The 15,077-nt window shown below is 71.9% G+C and carries 17 protein-coding genes; 3 read left to right on the forward strand and 14 right to left on the reverse strand.

The window, feature by feature from the left end; all coding sequences use genetic code 11:
* Window positions 1–3: 3 nt before the first annotated feature.
* Window positions 4–1,167, reverse strand: coding sequence for a translation initiation factor IF-3 (infC, locus tag AA0Z99_RS07070; RefSeq protein ID WP_413320802.1), 1,164 nt, complete (start codon window positions 1,165–1,167; stop codon window positions 4–6).
* A 203-nt stretch (window positions 1,168–1,370) separates the two neighbouring features.
* On the opposite strand from infC, the gene AA0Z99_RS07075 reads away from it, so the two are divergent.
* Window positions 1,371–1,730 (forward strand): DUF1844 domain-containing protein, encoded by a 360-nt coding sequence (locus tag AA0Z99_RS07075; protein WP_413316296.1) that lies wholly within the window; start codon window positions 1,371–1,373, stop codon window positions 1,728–1,730.
* A gap of 59 nt (window positions 1,731–1,789) precedes the next feature.
* On the opposite strand, the gene AA0Z99_RS07080 is transcribed toward AA0Z99_RS07075, so the two are convergent.
* The 6 genes from AA0Z99_RS07080 to AA0Z99_RS07105 form a co-directional block, all read right to left on the reverse strand.
* Window positions 1,790–2,635 carry an SseB family protein gene (locus AA0Z99_RS07080; RefSeq protein ID WP_413316298.1) on the reverse strand — a complete coding sequence of 282 codons (846 nt, stop codon included), beginning with the start codon at window positions 2,633–2,635 and terminating at the stop codon, window positions 1,790–1,792.
* Window positions 2,636–2,642: 7 nt separating this feature from the next.
* Window positions 2,643–3,392, reverse strand: a complete 750-nt coding sequence (gene priA / locus AA0Z99_RS07085) for a bifunctional 1-(5-phosphoribosyl)-5-((5-phosphoribosylamino)methylideneamino)imidazole-4-carboxamide isomerase/phosphoribosylanthranilate isomerase PriA (RefSeq protein WP_413316299.1) — start codon at window positions 3,390–3,392, stop codon at window positions 2,643–2,645.
* 73 nt (window positions 3,393–3,465) lie between these two features.
* Window positions 3,466–4,098, reverse strand: coding sequence for an imidazole glycerol phosphate synthase subunit HisH (hisH, locus tag AA0Z99_RS07090; RefSeq protein WP_413316301.1), 633 nt, complete (start codon window positions 4,096–4,098; stop codon window positions 3,466–3,468).
* A complete protein-coding gene (gene hisB / locus AA0Z99_RS07095; RefSeq protein WP_413316303.1) occupies window positions 4,095–4,694 on the reverse strand; it encodes an imidazoleglycerol-phosphate dehydratase HisB in 600 nt (199 codons plus the stop codon). The genes hisH and hisB overlap by 4 nt, the downstream gene beginning before the upstream one ends.
* A 9-nt stretch (window positions 4,695–4,703) precedes the next feature.
* Window positions 4,704–5,783: a histidinol-phosphate transaminase gene (locus AA0Z99_RS07100; RefSeq protein ID WP_413316305.1), complete on the reverse strand. Its 1,080-nt coding sequence runs from the start codon at window positions 5,781–5,783 to the stop codon at window positions 4,704–4,706.
* 66 nt (window positions 5,784–5,849) lie between these two features.
* Entirely contained in the window at window positions 5,850–6,215 is a 366-nt protein-coding gene (locus AA0Z99_RS07105; RefSeq protein ID WP_413316306.1) for a hypothetical protein, read from the reverse strand.
* Between the two features lie 254 nt (window positions 6,216–6,469).
* Between AA0Z99_RS07105 and lexA the strand changes: the two genes are divergently transcribed.
* Entirely contained in the window at window positions 6,470–7,093 is a 624-nt protein-coding gene (gene lexA, locus AA0Z99_RS07110) for a transcriptional repressor LexA (protein WP_413316308.1), read from the forward strand.
* Between the two features lie 64 nt (window positions 7,094–7,157).
* Here lexA and hflX read toward each other — a convergent pair whose 3' ends face one another.
* The gene (gene hflX / locus AA0Z99_RS07115; protein ID WP_413316310.1) at window positions 7,158–8,672 is read right to left on the reverse strand and encodes a GTPase HflX; all 1,515 of its coding nucleotides are present in this window, start codon (window positions 8,670–8,672) and stop codon (window positions 7,158–7,160) included.
* Between the two features lie 27 nt (window positions 8,673–8,699).
* Here hflX and AA0Z99_RS07120 point away from each other — a divergent pair, with 27 nt between their 5' ends.
* Entirely contained in the window at window positions 8,700–9,305 is a 606-nt protein-coding gene (locus AA0Z99_RS07120; RefSeq protein WP_413316312.1) for a class I SAM-dependent methyltransferase, read from the forward strand.
* On the opposite strand, the gene dapF is transcribed toward AA0Z99_RS07120, so the two are convergent.
* The 6 genes from dapF to recA form a co-directional block, all read right to left on the reverse strand.
* Complete coding sequence (gene dapF / locus AA0Z99_RS07125; RefSeq protein WP_413316314.1) at window positions 9,289–10,209, reverse strand: diaminopimelate epimerase; 921 nt, start codon at window positions 10,207–10,209, stop codon at window positions 9,289–9,291. The two genes, AA0Z99_RS07120 and dapF, sit on opposite strands and share 17 nt — an antisense overlap.
* A complete protein-coding gene (gene miaA, locus AA0Z99_RS07130; RefSeq protein ID WP_413316316.1) occupies window positions 10,206–11,114 on the reverse strand; it encodes a tRNA (adenosine(37)-N6)-dimethylallyltransferase MiaA in 909 nt (302 codons plus the stop codon). Before miaA ends, dapF begins: the two co-directional genes overlap by 4 nt.
* A complete protein-coding gene (miaB, locus tag AA0Z99_RS07135; protein ID WP_413316318.1) occupies window positions 11,111–12,610 on the reverse strand; it encodes a tRNA (N6-isopentenyl adenosine(37)-C2)-methylthiotransferase MiaB in 1,500 nt (499 codons plus the stop codon). Before miaB ends, miaA begins: the two co-directional genes overlap by 4 nt.
* Window positions 12,611–12,683: 73 nt before the next feature.
* Window positions 12,684–13,151, reverse strand: coding sequence for a hypothetical protein (locus AA0Z99_RS07140; RefSeq protein WP_413316320.1), 468 nt, complete (start codon window positions 13,149–13,151; stop codon window positions 12,684–12,686).
* 83 nt (window positions 13,152–13,234) lie between these two features.
* Window positions 13,235–13,882, reverse strand: coding sequence for a regulatory protein RecX (locus tag AA0Z99_RS07145; RefSeq protein ID WP_413316321.1), 648 nt, complete (start codon window positions 13,880–13,882; stop codon window positions 13,235–13,237).
* Window positions 13,879–14,955, reverse strand: a complete 1,077-nt coding sequence (gene recA, locus AA0Z99_RS07150) for a recombinase RecA (RefSeq protein ID WP_413316323.1) — start codon at window positions 14,953–14,955, stop codon at window positions 13,879–13,881. The genes AA0Z99_RS07145 and recA overlap by 4 nt, the downstream gene beginning before the upstream one ends.
* Window positions 14,956–15,077: the final 122 nt, after the last annotated feature.

Consider the following 15,077-nt stretch of genomic DNA (forward strand, 5'->3'; position numbering starts at 1 on the left):
CTCCTACTCGGATGCTGGCTCGCCGGCGGGCTTGGCCGCCGGCTTGGCCTTGGGCGTCGCGGGCTTGGCGGCCGCCGAGGGCGTTGCGGGCTTGGCCGCAGGCTTCGGGGCGGCGCCGGGCTTCGCGGCGGGCTTGGGTGCTGCAGAGGCAGCGGGCTTGGCGTCCGCCGCCGGCTTCGCGGCGGGCGTTGCGGGCGGGCTCGAGGCACCGGCCGGGCGCGCTGCCGCTGCCGGGCCGCCCGGACGCGGGGCGCCGGGCGGACGCGGGGCGCCAGCCGGGGTGGGCTGGACGGTGCGCGCGGTCTGCTTCGGGCGCGAGTCGGCGCTCGAGGTCGGGCGCGACTCGCTCCGCGGCTCGGAGCGCGGCTCCGAGCGGGGCTCCGAGCGCGCGTCGGTGCGGGGGCGCGACGAGGACGACGAGGTCGACGGGCGCGAGGACGGCGACGGGCGGCTCGAGCGCGTGGGCTCCGGCTCGCTGCGCACCCGGCTCTGCGCGGGCACAGCGGGGCGGGCGGGGCGCTCGGCCTCGATCGCGGCCTGGTGCGCCGCCTGCTTCTCGGCCTCGAGGCGGCGCTTCTCCTGCTCCGCCTTCTTGGTCGCGATGCGCACGGCGTTCTGCTCAGCCTTGGCATCCGACTTCGAGCGCATCGGCCCGACGATCATCACCATGTTGCGGCCGTCGATGGTGGGGTTCGACTCGACCGAGCCGTACTCCTGGATGTCCTCCGCGAAGCGCTGCAGGAGCCGCACGCCGAGCTCCGGGCGCGACTGCTCGCGGCCGCGGAAGAGGATCATCGCCTTGACCTTGTCGCCGGCCTCCAGGAATCCCTGTGCACGCTTGCGCTTCGTCTCGTAGTCGTGCTCGTCGATCTTCAGGCGGAACCGGACCTCCTTGAGGATCGTGTTCGCCTGGTTGCGACGGGCTTCCTTGGCCTTCTGCGCCTGCTCGTACTTGAACTTGCCGTAGTCCATGATCTTGACCACGGGCGGGCGCGAGTTCGGCGCGACCTCGACGAGGTCGAGCTCGGCCTCGCGGGCAAGACGAAGTGCATCCTCGACCCGGACGACGCCGACCTGCTCACCGGCAGGTCCGACCAGTCGGACTTCGGGAACGCGGATGCGCTCATTGGTGCGGGGATCGCTGATCGCGGGCTCCTTCTCGATGATTCTGTGTGCTGGTGCACGGCGAGAAGAGGAGCCAGGACGCGATCGCTGCCGCGTGGCTCAGCACCTGTGGCGACGAACGCCCGGTGCCGCTGACCCGGTAGCCTGGAAGCGGCTGCGGGTGGGATTGCTCCTCTTTCACCTCCGGGCGAGAGCCCGAAACCTGCACAACCTTACCAGAGACGATCCTTCAGGAGAAGACCGCGATGACCGACGCCAGCCAGCACACCCACGGGGACGACGCGCTCGGGCAGGCACGGGACATCGCGGAGGTGCCGGCCGTCGAGCTCATCAACACCGTGGCCATCCACCTGCTGAGCGCAGCGGCGGTCAAGGTGGGCCTCGCCGACGACCCCGAGCAGCAGCTCGACCTCGATGAGGCCCGCAAGCTCATCAACGCCCTCGCCGGGCTCGTCACCGCGGCCGCCCCGGAGATCGGCAGCATGCACGCCGCGCCGCTGCGCGACGGCCTCCGTTCGGTGCAGCTCGCGTTCCGGGAAGCCTCCACGATCCCCGACCTGCCCGGCAAGGGGCCCGGGGAGAAGCTCACCGGCTCGGTCGTCTGACCGCCGGCCGCGCGGGCGCTGCGCGCCGGCCTCAGGCACCGTGGCGCTGCGCGCTGGCCTCAGGCGCTGGGACGCTGCGCGTTGACCCACTCCGATCGAGAGAGCGCCAGCGCCGCCGGCGCGACGAGCGGCAGCTCCACCGCTCCCCCGTCCCAGCGATGGATGCGCAGCGCGACGCTCTCGATGCGCGCCCGCACCACGGCATCGTCGCCGAGCCGCGCAGCCGCCTGCTGCAGCTGCGCAGCGGCATCCTCGGCCTCGGCCGTCGCATCGACGAGCGCGTGCACCTCGAGATCGGCGCCGGCGAGGCGACTGCGCGGGTCTCCGGTGGCGAGCACGATCGCCTGCACCGCGGGAGCGCCGAACACCGCGTCGGCGACCCTGCCCTGCACCTCGGGATCCCCGACGCCCCACGCCCACGCGGCATCCGCCAGCAGTGCCTCGAGCATGGTGCGCGAGAGCACGAACTCGCTCTCGGTGCCGGGGTCGACCACGATGCGCGCGGGGCCGTCGATCGCGGCGGCGGCGGCGCGCTGCACGCTCGTCGGGACAGGTCGGGCGCGGGGGTTCCACGCCTGCATCGCCTGCACGTGCGAGAACATCGGCAGGATCGCGGCGCCGTCAGGGCCCTGCACGGTGACGATCGAGAGCTCCTGCGTCTTGTCGATCGTGCGACCGCGCTCGTCGATGCCCGTCTCGCCGGCCTTCGCCAGCAGCGGCACGAGCAGCCGCTCGCCGCGAAGCGCGTCGACGACCCCTGCCCGACCGGCCGAGCCCTCGACGAGCGCGGCGACCGCCGCGAGGTACCGACCCGGGGCGGAGCCGTCGTCGCCCGCGTAGGCCGTGTCGTGGTGGTCGAACGAGCGGCCCTCCCACGGGCGCCCCGCCGAATCCGATCGCTGCACGTGGCGCCTACTGGCCGGCGACGTCCAGCGCCGCGACCAGGGTGAACGCACCCGCGTAGAGCGCCTTGCCGACGATCGCGCCCTCGACGCCGTGCGGCACGAGCTCGCGCAGCGCCGCGATGTCGTCGAGGCTCGACACGCCGCCGGAGGCCACCACCGGCTTGTCGGTGCGGTCCGCGACCTGTCGCAGCAGCTCGAGGTTCGGCCCCTGCAGCGTGCCGTCCTTCGTGACGTCGGTGACGACGTAGCGGCTGCAGCCGGCTGCGTCGAGGCGGTCGAGCACCTGCCAGAGGTCGCCGCCCTCCTGCGTCCAGCCGCGCGCCGCGAGCGTCGTGCCGCGCACGTCGAGGCCGACCGCGATCTGCTCGCCGTACTCGGCGATGACGGAGGCTGTCCACTCCGGGTTCTCGAGGGCGGCGGTGCCGAGGTTGATGCGCTTGACGCCGGTGGCGAGCGCGGCGCTCAGCGAGGCCTCATCGCGGATGCCGCCGGAGAGCTCGACCTGCACCTGACCCCTGACGGCCTTGATGACCTTCTTGATGATGCCGCGGTTGTCGCCGCGGCCGAACGCTGCGTCCAGGTCGACGAGGTGGATCCACTCGGCCCCCTGGCGCACCCAGTCCTCGGCGGCGTCGATCGGCGAGCCGAAGGAGGTCTCCGTGCCGGCCTCGCCCTGCGTGAGCCGCACCGCCTTGCCGCCGGCGACGTCGATGGCGGGCAGCAGCTGCAGCTTGGGCGACTGGTTGAAATCGGTCATGGTGAAGTGCCTTCTCGGGGTGCGGGGCGGAGCGCTCGCGCGACGGCGGCCGGTGCGATGCTACTCCGGAGGATCAGAGGCTGCGAACCCAGTTCGTCAGCAGCCGGATGCCGGCCTCCGCCGACTTCTCGGGGTGGAACTGCGTGGCGGTCAGGGGGCCGTTCTCCACGGCGGCGATGAAGCGCTCGCCGTGGGTCGCCCAGGTCACGTGCGGCTGGCGGATGCGCGGATGCGGATCGATGCTCCACTCGGTGGCCGCGTACGAGTGGACGAAGTAGAAGCGCTCGTCGCGGATGCCGTCGAAGAGCACGGACCCCGCGGGGGCCTCGACCTGCGCCCAGCCCATGTGCGGCAGCACGTCCGCCTGCAGGCGGCGCACCGTGCCGGGCCACTCGTCGAGAGCGTCCGTGTGCACACCGCCCTCCTCTCCCGCGGAGAAGAGCACCTGCATGCCCACGCAGATCCCGAGCACCGGTCGGCCTCCGGCGAGTCGGCGGCCGATGAGCTCCCCGCCCCGGATCGCCTGGATGCCTGCCATGCACGCGGCGATCGAGCCGACGCCCGGGACCACGAGGCCGTCGGCCTCCATCACCGTCGCGCGATCGGCGGTCAGCGAGACGTCCGCGCCGGCGGCCTCGAGCGCCTTGGCGGCGGAGTGGACGTTGCCGAGGCCGTAGTCGAGCAGCGCGACGGTGGGACGCGTCACAGCGCACCCTTGGTCGAGGGCACACCCGTCACGCGGGGGTCGGGCTCCACGGCGACCCGCAGGGCGCGGGCGAAGGCCTTGAACTCCGCCTCTGCGATGTGGTGCGGGTCGCGACCCGCCAGCACCTCGACGTGCGCGGTGATGCGACCGTTGAGCGTGATCGCCTCGAACGCGTGACGCACGAGCGAACCCGTGAAGTGACCGCCGATGCGGTGCAGCTCGAAGCCAGCCGGCTCACCGGAGTGCACGAGGAAGGGTCGGCCGGAGAGGTCCACGACCGCGCGAGCGAGCGCCTCGTCGAGCGGCACCGTGGCGTCGCCGTACCGGCGCACGCCGGCCTTGTCGCCGAGGGCCTGGTGCAGCGCGAGGCCGAGCGCGATCGCCGTGTCCTCGACGGTGTGGTGCGCATCGATGTCGGCGTCCCCGGTCGCGGCGACCTCCAGGTCGATGAGGGAGTGCTTCGAGAAGGCGGTCAGCATGTGGTCGAAGAACGGCACGGTCGTCGAGACCGACGAGCGGCCGGTGCCGTCGAGGTCGAGCGAGAGGCGGATGCTCGACTCACTGGTCGCGCGCTCGATCGTTGCGGTGCGGGGCATGGCTCGATCCTATTCCGCGGTCAGCGATGCGAGCGCGGCGAGCACGGCGCCCGTCTCCCCCGGCGTGCCCGCCGTGATCCGCAGCGTGCCGGGCAGGCCCACGTCGCGCACGAGGATCCCGCGCTCGAGCAGCGCCGAGAACATCGCCTGCGGGTCGGCGATGCCGCCCACCAGGACGAAGTTGGCGTCAGAGGGGTGCGGTCGCAGGCCGAGCGCGGCGAGCTCGTCGACCAGGCGATCGCGCTGCTCGCGCAGCTGGTCGACGCGCGCGAGCATCTCGTCGCTGTGCCGCAGCGCTGCGAGCGCCGCCGCCTGCGTGATCGCCGAGAGGTGGTAGGGCAGCCGCACCAGGCGCAGCGCGTCGATCACCGCGGGCGCTGCCGCGAGGTAGCCGACCCGGATCCCCGCGAAGGCGAATGCCTTGCTCATCGTGCGCGAGACCAGCAGGCGCGGGAACCGGTCGAGCAGGGCGAGCGCGGTCTGCGTGCGGTCGTGGGCGAACTCCGCGTAGGCCTCGTCGACGAGCACGATGCCGCGAGCCGCTTCCAGCGCGGCTTCGACGACGTCGAGACCGATCGCCGTCCCGGTCGGGTTGTTGGGCGAGCAGAGGAACACCACGTCGGGGTCGTGCTCGGCGATCGCGGCGCGCACCGCCTCCGGCGTGAGCGTGAAGTCCTCGGCGCGCGGCACCGGCACCCAGCGCATGCCGACGCCCTGCGCGAGGAGGGGATACATCGAGTAGGTCGGGGTGAACGACAGCAGCGAGCGGCCCGGGCCGCCGAAGGCCTGCAAGACGTGCTGCAGCACCTCGTTGGAACCGTTGCCGGCCCAGATCTGCTCCGGCTGCAGGTCGTGGCCGAGGTAGGCGGCGAAGGATGCCCGCAGCCCGTCGAACTCGCGATCCGGGTAGCGGTTGGCGTTCGGCAGCACTCGTGCGATCTCCTGCACGATGTCGACGGCGACGGCCTCGGGGACGCGGTAGGCGTTCTCGTTGACGTTCAGCAGCACCGGCACCTCGAGCTGCGGGGCGCCGTAGGGCGTCAGCCCGCGGAGGTCATCGCGGATGGGGAGGTCGTCGAGGCCGGTCACCCGACCAGCCTAGGACGATGTGTGATGCCTCGCGCGACGCGACGTGCGCCGCACGGGGCGGGACGTTCAGCGCGAGTAGTGCGCGGGGATGGCGAGCAGCTCGCCGGGCTGGATGGATCCGCCGATGCCGTTGAGCAGCTCGATCTCGGCGATCACATCGCGAGGGTCTGCCTCGGGCGCGACCGACCGGGCGATCTGCCACAGCGACTGGCCGGGCATGACGGAGATCTGCTCGAGCTCGACACCCTCCGTCGAGGAGGATGCGACAGCGCCGGAGATGGCGTCGCCGACGAGCCCGACGCCGGCGAGCGCGCCGGCTGCGAGCACGGGGGCGGCGACCAGCAGGGCGAGCGCGCGGCGGCCGCGAGCGGTCATGCGGATGCGCGTGCCAGGCGTTGCGCTGGTCACTGCGGCGGTGGCGATGGCAGTCATCGATGCTCCTTCGGTCTGGACCCGCAGGCGGTGCTCGGCCGGGAGCACCGCCTGCGAATCTCTGTTTCGAACCTATCTTCGATCCGCCGGATGCGTCAAGGGATATCGCGGAGTTTCTCCACGACACGCTCGAACATCCGTTTGATCCGAGCGCTCCGTCGGATACGCTTTCGAACCAGGAGCAGTCAATCCCAGACCACCCACACGCCCGTCCGCGGGCGCTCGGGCCCAGGGATCGGCAGGAGCGGAGCGGTATGACGAGGCAGCTGACCGAGAAGCAGCAGGCGATCCTGCAGGTCATCCAGAAGGCCGTGCGGCAGCGCGGGTACCCGCCGAGCTACCGAGAGATCGGCGACGCCGTCGGCCTCTCCTCGCTCTCGAGCGTCACGCACCAGCTGGGGCAGCTCGAGCTGGCAGGCATGATCCGGCGGGATCCGGCGCGGCCCCGCGCGATCGAGGTGCTCGTCCCCGACGAGCTCGACCCCTCCGTCGGGAGCATGGACCAGGCGACCTTCGTGCCGATGGTCGGCCGCATCGCGGCCGGCATCCCCATCACGGCCGAGGAGCAGGTGGAGGACGTCATGCCGCTGCCGAAGCAGCTCGTGGGCGGCGGCGACCTCTTCATGCTGAAGGTGGTCGGCGAATCGATGATCGATGCCGCCATCTGCGACGGCGACTGGGTGGTGGTGCGCCAGCAGCGCGACGCGGTCAACGGCGACATCGTCGCGGCCATGCTGGACGGCGAAGCGACCGTCAAGGTGTTCAAGCAGCGCGACGGCCACACCTGGCTGCTGCCGCGCAACTCGGCCTTCGAGCCGATCCTGGGCGACGAGTCCGAGGTGCTCGGCAAGGTCGTGGCGGTGCTGCGCTCCGTCTGAGCGTCGTACGACGAAGGCGCGGGCCCCACGGGGTCCGCGCCTTCGTCATCGCTGCAGCCTGCTGCTACACGCGGAAGGCCGCCAGCTGGCTCACCGCCGCCTCGGAGACCTTGGCGTCGACGCGGGTACCGGCCTCCTCGTAGCGCTCATCGAGCACCTCGAAGCGGTCGTGCAGCATCGCGATCACGTCGCCGCGATCGAAGGGCACCAGCAGCGAGACCGCGACCTCGGGGCGCGGCAGCACCTCGGCGATGCGCGCCAGGATCGCGTCGACGCCCTCGCCGGTGCGCGCGGAGGCGAAGATCGCATCCGGCTGCAGCCCGCGCAGCACCAGGCGGTCGTCGTCGCTGATCAGGTCGGCCTTGTTGAACACGACGATCTCCGGGATCGAGCGCGCACCGGTCTCCCCCAGCACGTCGCGCACCGTGGCGATCTGCGATGCGGGGTCTGGGTGGCTGCCGTCGACGACGTGCACGACGACCTCCGACTCCGCGACCTCCTCGAGGGTGGAGCGGAACGCCTCGACCAGCTGGTGCGGCAGGTTGCGCACGAAGCCGACCGTGTCGGCGATCGTGAACTCGCGACCGTCCGGCGTCTGCGCGCGCCGCACGGTCGCGTCCAGCGTCGCGAACAGCGCGTTCTCCACCAGCACCCCGGCCCCCGTGATGCGGTTCAGCAGCGACGACTTGCCGGCGTTCGTGTAGCCGGCGATCGCGACCCCCGGCACCTCGAAGCGGTCGCGGTTCGCGCGCTTCGCCTGCCGCGCGGGGGCGAAGCCCTTGATCTGCTTGCGCAGCCTCGCCATGCGGGTGTGGATGCGGCGGCGATCCAGCTCGATCTTCGTCTCACCCGGTCCGCGCGATCCCATGCCGGCGCCCTGACCGCCGACCTGGCCACCGGCCTGGCGCGACATCGACTCGCCCCAGCCGCGCAAGCGCGGCAGCAGGTACTCGAGCTGCGCCAGCTCGACCTGGGCCTTGCCCTCGCGGCTCTTCGCATGCTGGCTGAAGATGTCGAGGATCACCGCGGTGCGGTCGATCACCTTCACCTTCACGCGGTCCTCGAGCGCGCGTCGCTGGCTCGGGGAGAGCTCGCTGTCGGCGATCACCGTGTCGGCACCCAGCTCCTTCACCATCGTCGCCAGCTCGTCGGCCTTGCCCCGGCCGACGTAGGTGGCGGGATCGGGGTTCGGCCGGCGCTGCAGCACGCCGTCGAGCACCTGCGCCCCAGCGGTCTCGGCGAGCGCCGCGAGCTCGTGCAGCGAGTTCTCCGCATCCGTCGCAGATCCCGAGTACACACCGACGAGCACGACGTTCTCGAGCCGCAGCTGCCGGTACTCGACCTCGGTGACGTCCTCGAGCTCGGTGCGCAACCCGTCGACGCGGCGCAGGGCCGCGCGATCTGCGCGCTCCAGCTGCTCGCCGTCGGTGTCGCTGAAGGCATCGTCGCCCTGCAGCGCCTGCGCTCGCGCCCGCACCTCGCCGTCCGTCGGCTGCGCCCAGCGGAGGATCCGCTCCGTCGCGCGGCCGTGCTCCTGTCCGGCGTCGGCGCCGGTGCCCGCGTCCTGCGGTTCTGCCATCGTTGTTCCTTCGCTACTGTCGAGTCCGTGCCGGACCACTACTTCTCTCCCGATCCCGTCGCGCCCAAGTCGGTCCGGACGATCCGGGTGCCGATCGACGGCCGTGAGCGAGAGATGGTCACGGCGACCGGTGTGTTCTCCGGCGACCGACTCGATGTCGGCACCGAGGTGCTGCTGGATGCGGTTCCCGCGCCTCCCGAGCGCGGGGATCTGCTCGATCTCGGCTGCGGCTGGGGACCGATCGCCGCGACCCTCGCGACGCGCTCCCCCGAGGCGAGCGTGTGGGCGGTCGACGTCAACGCCCGTGCGCTCTCGCTCGTGGAGCGGAATGCCGAGCTGCTCAGTCTATCGAACATCACGCCGGCGACACCAGAGCTCGTGCCTGCATCGGTACGCTTCTCGACGATCTGGTCGAATCCGCCGATCCGCATCGGGAAGCAGCAGCTGCACGAGCTGCTCGAGACGTGGATCCCCCGGCTCGCTCCGGGCGCGACCGCCTGGCTCGTGGTGCAGAAGCACCTGGGCGCCGACTCGCTGCTGCGCTGGCTGACCGAGCGCTTCGCCGACTTCGACGTCGAGCGCGCCGACTCCAAGCGCACGTACCGCATCATCGCCGTCACAGCACCGGACTGATCCTCTCGGGCTCGTCCGTCGCAGGCCGAGCGGCGGCGCCGGCGCCGGGCTGCGCCGCAGTGGCGCGGAAGACGATCTGCGCGGGCCCCGTCAGCCAGGCGTGGCCGCGCTCGTCGACCTCGACCTCGAGCCTGCCGCCCGGCACGTCGACGATCCAGCGATCCGCCGCATCCCCCGACCAGTGCCTCGTCGCGACGGCGGCTGCGACGGCACCCGTGCCGCAGGAGAGCGTCTCACCCGAGCCGCGCTCGTGCACGCGCATGCGGATCGCCCCGATGCCGTCGGCGATCGCGCCGGGGACGACGAACTCGACGTTCGCGCCGGATGCCGCGACCGGGTCGAGCGCGGGGGCCGCGTGCAGCTGGAGCGCCTCGAGCTCCTCCTCGCTCGCGAGGGCGACGACGACGTGGGGGTTGCCTGTCGACACATCGAGCCCCGGGCGGGCGACGTCGAGCCCGTGCGCCGCGACCAGGCGGTCACCGCCCAGCTCGAAGCGGCCCAGGTCGACCGACAGGAGGTCACCGCGCCGCACCACGCGCTTGGTCCCGGCGCGCGTGGCGACGTCGATGGCACTGCCGTCCTCCAGCTCCGCCAGCTGCTCCTCGAGCAGGAACCGCACGAAGACGCGCACGCCGTTGCCGCACATCTCGCTGAGCGAGCCGTCGGCGTTCCAGTAGTCCATCGCCCAGGTGCCGGCCGGGGCGTCGTCGAGCGCCTGGTCGCCGGTCGCGCCGGCCCGCACCGCGCGGATGACGCCGTCGCCCCCGACGCCGAACCGGCGGTCGGCGAGCTGGCGCACGCGCTCCGCGGTCAACGGCGTCGAGCCGTCGGGGTCGGCGATCAGCACGAAGTCGTTGCCCGTGCCGTGCCCCTTGGCGAAAGCTCCCGTGCGCAGCGCTGTCATGGCTCCAGGCTATCGAGCACGGCGCGCGCGAGGCTGGTGGCATCGGTGGGCGGCGCCGCGGGGTAGCGCTGGAACCAGGAGACCTGTCGGCGCGCGTAGCGTCGCGTCAGCGCCTGCGTCTGCTCGATCGCCTCCGCGGCGGTCAGCGCGCCGTCGAGCTGCTGGAGCGCCTGGCGGTAGCCGATCGCCTGCTGCGCGGTCGTGCCCCGCTCGATGCCGCGCTCCCGCAGCGCGCGCGCCTCGTCGACGATGCCGAGCTCCCACATCCGCCGGACGCGCTCGTCGAGCCGGGCCACGAGCACCGCGCGATCGACCCGCACGTGCTGGATCAGCGTCGGTCGCAGCATCGACTCCTCCGGCGGCAGGCCGACGCGGAAGGGCTCTCCCGTCAGCGTCACGGCCTCGAGCGCGCGCACGAGCCTGCGACCGTTGTGGGGGCCGATCGCCTCCGCGGCGGCGGCGTCGACCAGCAGCAGCCGCGCGTGCAGCGCCCCGGCGCCCTCCCGCTCGAGCTGCGCCTCGAGCTGCGCGCGCAGCGCCTCGTCGGTGGCGGGGAAGGCGAAGTCGTAGAGGGCGCTCGAGGCGTAGAGCCCGCTGCCGCCCACCAGGATCGGCACGGCGCCGCGGGCCTCGATGTCGGCCAGCGCGGCGAGCGCGGCCTCGCGATAGGCGGCGACCGCGGCATCCTGCCAGGGCTCGAGCACGTCGAGCAGGTGATGCGGGTGCCCGCGGCGCTCGGCGACGGTGGCCTTCGCGGTGCCGATGTCCATGCCGCGATAGAGCTGCATGGCATCGCAGTTGACGATCTCTGCCCGAGCGCCCAGGCGCACCAGCTCGTCGGCGACGTCGAGCGACAGCCCCGTCTTGCCGGTGCCGGTCGCGCCGACGACGGCGATCAGCGTCACGCGCCGGTGGCAGCGGACGGCAGCCGCAGCGTCGGCAGGCCCAGCGACACGGGGCCCGCAGGCTGCGCTGCGGCACCGGACGGGCTCGGCACGCCGCAGCTCTCGGCCTGCGCCCGATCGAACGCGTCGCCGGCGCGCGTGCGTCGCAGCGCCAGAGGGGCGCCGTCGGCGATCAGGTGGAACGTGGCGGCCGCTGTGACCTCGACCGTGACGACGTCGCCCGGCCGCGGCTGCTGCTCGCCGGGCATGAAGTGCACCAGCCGGTTGTCCTCCGCGCGCCCGCTCAGGCGGTGCGTCTCGGCGTCCTTGCGGCCTTCGCCGACCGACACGAGCACGTCGACCGCGCGGCCGACCTGGCGCTGGTTCTCCTCGAGCGAGATGCGATCCTGCAGCGCGACCAGTCGCTCGAAGCGCTCCTTCACGATCGCCTTGGGCACCTGGTCAGGCATGGTCGCCGCAGGCGTCCCCGGTCGGATCGAGTACTGGAAGGTGAACGCAGAGGCGAAGCGGGAGGCCTCGACGACCCGCATCGTCTCGGCGAAGTCCTCCTCGGTCTCGCCGGGGAAGCCGACGATGATGTCGGTCGTGATCGCGGCGTGCGGGATGCGCTCGCGCACGCGATCCAGGATCCCGAGGAACCGCGTCGAGCGGTAGGAGCGGCGCATGGCGCGCAGGATGCGATCGGAGCCGGACTGCAGCGGCATGTGGAGCTGCGGCATGACCGCGGGGGTCTCGGCCATCGCATCGATGACGTCGTCGGTGAAGGCGGCCGGATGCGGGCTCGTGAAGCGGATGCGCTCGAGGCCCTCCACCTCACCCGCGGCGCGCAGCAGCTTGCCGAACGCCAGGCGATCGCCGAACTCGACGCCGTAGGAGTTGACGTTCTGCCCGAGCAGCGTCACCTCGACCGCCCCGTCGTCGACGAGCGCCTGCACCTCCGCGAGGATCTCTCCCGGGCGCCGATCGCGCTCCTTGCCGCGCAGCGAGGGCACGATGCAGAAGGTGCAGGTGTTGTTGCAGCCGACCGAGATGGAGACCCAGCCGGCGTAGGTGGACTCGCGCTTCGTCGGCAGGGTGGAGGGGAACACCTCGAGCGATTCGAGGATCTCGACCTCGGCCTCGCCGTTGTGTCGGCTGCGATCGAGCAGTGTCGGCAGCGAGCCGATGTTGTGGGTGCCGAAGACCACGTCGACCCACGGCGCCCGCTCGATGATCGTCGACCGGTCCTTCTGCGCGAGGCAGCCGCCGACCGCGATCTGGAACCCCTGCCGCTCGCGCTTCGTCTTCGCGAGGTGTCCGAGGTGCCCGTAGAGCTTCTGGTCGGCGTTCTCGCGGACCGCGCACGTGTTGATGACGATGACATCGGGCGTGCCGTCCGTCGCCTCGCGGTAGCCCGCATCCTCCAGCGAGCCACGCAGCCGCTCGGAGTCGTGCACGTTCATCTGGCAGCCGAAGGTCTTCACCTCGTAGGTGCGCGGCGGCGCGGTCAGCGACATGCTCCCCAGGATACCGGCGCACGACGACGCCGCCCCGAGCCGTGGCTCGAGGCGGCGTCGAAGTGGAAGGAGGTCAGCCCTGCTCGAGCGTGAGGTCGTAGCCCTCGTCGCCGTTGCCGTCGACGCCGCTCAGGTTCATGGTTCCCAGCTCGGCCGTGCCGGTGTACTCGAGGCTCTGGATGTCCTGGATCCCGCTGATGAAGATCGTGATCTGGTCGCCATCGACGACCCACGTGTCCGACGGCTCATCCCAGTTCTGCTCGTTCCAGTCGTTGAGCAGGACGGTGCCGTCCGCCTCGAGCACGAGGTCCATCGTGTTGCCCGCCGAGTCGGTGCCCGACCACGCCGTGTCCGTCAGGTCGACCGAGGCGCCGTCATCGGGCGCCTGCGTCTCGGTGCCCTCCTCGGTCTCGGTCCCCGAGTCCTCGGTGCTGGTGTCAGGTGTGGTGCCGCCGATGGGCGGCGCCTGGAAGCAGCCCGTGAGGGCGAGCAGGGAGACGGCCGCGACGGCCGGAAGCGCGAGGATCCTGGTCTTCTTCATGGCCTCAACATAGCCCAGGATGCACGGCCTGCACCTGAGCGCGCGGACGCCTCGATCCCGTGCACCGATCGACGACCGCCGGCTCAGCGGAAGCGCGGGCCTGTCGGGCGGCTCCGCTCGATGGCGATGCGCACCGCCGAACCGCCGAAGCCGCGGCGCTGCAGGAATCCTGCCAATCGGCGCTCCGCGGTGGCGTCGTCGAGGCTGCCCATGCGCCTGCGCCGCTCGCTCGCAGCGTCGACCGCGCGCTGCAGCTCGGCATCCTCATCGCTCGGCTCGAGCGCAGCCGCGTCGAGACCGCGCTTGCGCAGCTCGGCCGCGACGCCGCGCTCACCGAGACGCTTGCGCTCTCGGAGGCGCTCGGCGTAGTCCTGCGCCAGCTGGGCATCGTCGACCAGCCCCTCGGAGGAGAGCCGGTCGAGCACGGCGTCGCGCACCTCCGGTCCCACCTCGCGCCGCTCGAGCGTGCGATCGAGCTCCTGTCGACTGGCCGCGCGGCGCCCGAGCGCCCGCAGCGCGATCGAGCGCGCCGCTTCCTCGTCGATCGCCTCCGCAGGCTCGTCGACCGCCTCCGAGCGCTCGTCGGCATCGTCGTCCGACGGCGGCCACCCCGCGTGACGGGCGAAGGTGCGGGCCTCCACCGGATCGTCCTCCTTCGAGGCGATCCAGGTGGAGAGCTCGGTCACGGCTGCCAACCGCCGGTCGCGGTCGCGCCGCTCGAGGTCGCTCACGCGCCCTGGCGCTCCTGCCTGCGCGCATCGAGCGACTCGACGGCTGCCTGCTGCTCGGCCGCGATCGCCTTGCCTGCCGCGCCGACGCCGAGCTTGCCCAGGATCTGGCGCTCGATCTGCAGCGCCAGGTCTGCGTTGTCGATCAGGAACTGACGGGCCTTCTCCTTGCCCTGACCCAGCTGGTCGCCGTCGTAGGTGTACCAGGCGCCCGACTTGCGGACGATGCCGTGCTCGACCCCGAAGTCGATCAAGCTGCCCTCGCGCGAGATCCCGACGCCGTAGAGGATGTCGAACTCCGCCTGCTTGAAGGGCGGGGCCATCTTGTTCTTGACGACCTTGACGCGGGTGCGGTTGCCGACGGCGTCGGTGCCGTCCTTCAGCGTCTCGATGCGACGGATGTCGAGCCGCACCGACGCGTAGAACTTCAGCGCCTTGCCGCCCGCGGTCGTCTCGGGGCTGCCGAAGAAGACACCGATCTTCTCGCGCAGCTGGTTGATGAAGATCATCGTCGTCTGCGTCTGGTTCAGGCCACCGGTCAGCTTGCGCAGCGCCTGGGACATGAGGCGCGCCTGCAAGCCGACGTGGCTGTCGCCCATCTCGCCCTCGATCTCGGCGCGAGGCACGAGCGCGGCGACGGAGTCGATCACGATGAGGTCGATCGAGCCCGAGCGCACGAGCATGTCAGCGATCTCGAGCGCCTGCTCACCCGTGTCGGGCTGCGAGACGAGCAGCGCGTCGATGTCGACGCCGAGCTTCTTCGCGTACTCGGGGTCGAGCGCGTGCTCTGCATCGATGAACGCCGCGATGCCGCCGTTGCGCTGCGCGTTCGCGATCGCGTGGAGCGTCAGCGTGGTCTTGCCGGAGGACTCGGGGCCGTAGATCTCGATGATGCGACCGCGGGGCAGGCCGCCCACGCCGAGCGCGACGTCGAGTGCGATGGAGCCTGTGGGGATGACCTCGACCGGCGCGCGGTCCTCGCTCCCGAGGCGCATCACCGACCCCTTGCCGAACTGGCGGTCGATCTGTGCGAGCGCCGCCTCGAGCGACTTCTCGCGGTCTGCGGGTGTGGGCATTGCTGGCCTTCCGTTCGCCGTGCATGGCTGGTGTTGTGCGCTCACGGTACGTCGGGCCACTGACATGGGTGCGACCCGTTGGCCCGCCTGTGGATGGCGGGCCTCTCGTACCTCTGCAGCCT

The organism is Agrococcus phoenicis, assembly GCF_047302415.1.
Classification (GTDB): domain Bacteria; phylum Actinomycetota; class Actinomycetes; order Actinomycetales; family Microbacteriaceae; genus Agrococcus.